This is a genomic window from Okeania sp. SIO2B9 (genome assembly GCF_010672505.1).
GTDB classification, from domain to species: domain Bacteria; phylum Cyanobacteriota; class Cyanobacteriia; order Cyanobacteriales; family Microcoleaceae; genus Okeania; species Okeania hirsuta.
Genome location: NZ_JAAHGK010000916.1, coordinates 1 through 3,169, shown reverse-complemented (window position 1 = coordinate 3,169; position 3,169 = coordinate 1). Strand labels below are relative to the sequence as shown.

Annotated in this window: 1 protein-coding gene; it reads right to left on the bottom strand. The window is 34.1% G+C overall.

Going from position 1 to position 3,169, the window contains the following annotated elements; genetic code table 11:
• Window positions 1–823 precede the first annotated feature (823 nt).
• Window positions 824–2,194: a UDP-N-acetylglucosamine 1-carboxyvinyltransferase gene (gene murA, locus F6K13_RS25385; protein WP_124146154.1), complete on the bottom strand. Its 1,371-nt coding sequence runs from the start codon at window positions 2,192–2,194 to the stop codon at window positions 824–826.
• Window positions 2,195–3,169 lie beyond the last annotated feature (975 nt).

The window sequence follows — 3,169 nt, the reverse complement described above, 5'->3', positions numbered from 1 at the left end:
ATGGGGATTCTCACCCCAAGTAATTTTGAACACCGTGTAGACGGTGGGGTATTAAACCCACAAAGAAAATGATAATTGATATATCTAGTGCGATAATTAATTTTATTTTTTATGATTGGAGATGTCTATTAAAAAAGTAATTATAATGTACTTTATCAAAAGATAAATTCGAGCAGATCATTCTATCTAAGATAAGTTAAGTTATCAGAAGTGAAGTATTGATATTGAGTGCTGAAGTTTGCCAGCACTAGGTAACTATTGAAAAAATTCTACAGATTTCTACATTTATAACAAAAATTGGTATTCCTAATACCAGTTTTATATGAGGTTGCATAGAATGATGAAATTCATTAAATATATCTATCTTTATCTAGGCTTACCTGCGGTCAATTCTGCTTGAAATATTATTCTATGCAGCTTCATTTAAATTTGGTATAAAGTAGTTGAAATTGGTTATTTATTGAAGCAATGATACTGCATTTCATCTCGCGCAGTTAGACCCAGACTTAATAAAGCTATTTATTATATGTACCTTGATACAAAAATATATTGATATGTGAAAAATAATCGACTATACTCTAAAAAATTGGAGAATAACATTAGAGCTATCTAGTAATGCATTGACAACTACAACACACCCTTATTTTTTGAGGACGACCAAAAGAAATAAACTACCTAATAGTCCATTTTGTTAGTTTCAATAAGATTCTAAATTGTCACAATCACTTATTTTTCATAATTTGATCATGTACTTAACCCATCAAAATTAATTAAATAGACCATTAGTTTCAAGCTATTCCTTATTATGAAAAATTAAATCAACTTAGACAGAAGTCTGCAATATTTCATGTTCTGTAGGTATATCTATTCTTTGCAACTGTGCTCCTAACTTTTGAAGTTTAACTTCTAGTTTTTCGTAACCTCGGTCTAAGTGTTGTAGACCTTGAAAAGTCGTTTCTCCTTCTGCGGCCAATGCTGCTAATATCAAAGCAGCAGAAGCTCTAAGATCTGTACCAATTACTGGAGCTGCTGAAAGTTTGGACACACCTTCTACAATGGCATGATTTCCTTTCACCCTAATATTAGCACCCATCCTATTTAGCTCTGAAACATGACGCATACGATTCTCAAATACTGTCTCTGTAACAGAACTACTACCAGAACACACACTGAGCAAGGCCATAAAAGGAGCTTGCATATCTGTGGGAAAACCAGGATATGGCTGAGTGTCAATATCAGTAGCAATCAGGTTTTTACTAGGTAGAATGTGTAAACTACCAGGTACTTCTTGTATGATTTTTACTCCTACTGACTGGAGTTTAGAAATAACTGCACTCAAATGTTGAGGAACAACTGGTGAAATAGTTATGTCTGAATTAGTAATTGCACCAGCGATTAAAAATGTCCCAGCTTCTATTCTGTCAGGTATAATAGTGTAATCTACAGAATGTAGCTTGGGGACTCCAGATATAACTATGCTCTTTGTGCCAGCACCAATAATATTAGCTCCCATAGCTATACATAAATTAGCTAGGTCTACTACTTCTGGTTCTTGAGCTGCATTTTCAATGATGGTTTCTCCCTCAGCCAAGGTTGCTGCCATCATTAATGTTTCAGTAGCTCCAACACTAGGGTAGTCAAGATATATTTTTGCCCCTTGTAACTTTTTTTTACTACCAGTAATATAGGCATTCACTACACCATGCTCAATATGAACTTCTGCTCCTAAAGCTTGTAAACCTCGAACATGAAGATCCACAGGTCTAGCACCAATAGCGCATCCACCTGGTAGTGGTACGCGAGCTACTCCAAGTCTGGCCATAATAGGGCCTATAACAAAAAAGCTAGCACGTAACTGTCTAACTAATTCATAAGGAGCTTCGGGAGTATCTAATTTACTCGCATCAACATCTAAAGTATTACCATTCTGTTCTAACTTTGCTCCGAATGCAGATAAAACCTGTCCCATTCTATTAATGTCTACCAGAGAAGGAACTTGTTGTAACCGACAAGTGCCTGAACAAAGCAATGTTCCTGCCATGGCAGCTAAAGCAGAATTTTTGGCACCACTGATATTTATGTTTCCTTTAAGATGAGATGGACCACAAATTTTCAGTATTGATTGGTTGATCGGGGATGATTTTGGGTTCTCTTTTGAGTTTGATAGTTGATTGATGGCTCTCTCCTCCTTCAATTACCTAATTTATTAATTTTAATTTTTGCTTCTGATTTTACTGGAAAGTTAGCAGATGTCTAGGGGTTGACAAATCCTATGTCTTAATATAAGTTGCGAAAAAAAATTAGATGTCTCCGGAATAATTGGGGTTTGCTTAAAGACTGGAATAGTGTTGCAGAATTATTTAAGCAAAGCGGATGTTAAGGAAGTCAGAAGTTATTTTTGTAACGGGGATTTGAGCAAAGCTCCAAAAATGTTTCGCCTTAACAAGGCGGAGTTGCGCGAGCCAATTATTTTGATGATTTTTTGACGCTCGTTAGTGACTCAAGTATAAATTTTACTGATTAAAAACAACGGGAAAAACAGGAAAAAGGTTTAAGGGTAAAAAAGTAAGATATATATAATAGAGAAAAAGCCTCTTTTAAAAGGTTGGACAGGTTTATTACCAAAAAAGTAATTTCCATCACAATTTATGAAGTATTATTAAGTTTATACCAAGTTAAAATGAAGCTGCATTGAATAATATTTAAAGTATAATTGACCGCAAATAATTGTAGATAAAGATAGAGCGATTTAATGAATTTGATAATTCTATGCAACCTCATCTCAAACTGGTATTAATCATAATTCTATCGAGGCTAAATCTTCTTTTTAAAATTCCAAATTTGCCTTCAATTTAGTTGTAATTTTTTTTATATAAGTTATATAGAATCCGCCTATACAGTATATGTTTATAATTCTATCCACACCTTAATATTAAATCGGACTATCTCCTCATATCCCCAGATCTCCCAACAACTCTAATAGACATCTCCCATAATAAACAATAAAATCAATTATTGCACTCTTATTTATTAATTATTTCCCCCTATTCTCTACTCCCTACTCCCTACTCTCTAATCCCTACTACCTCTTTTCTGGAGATTTATAATAAGTATTCAACCGGATTTGATATTAGGTGGATATGGTGTGTTTATCTGGGATGTGGAGACA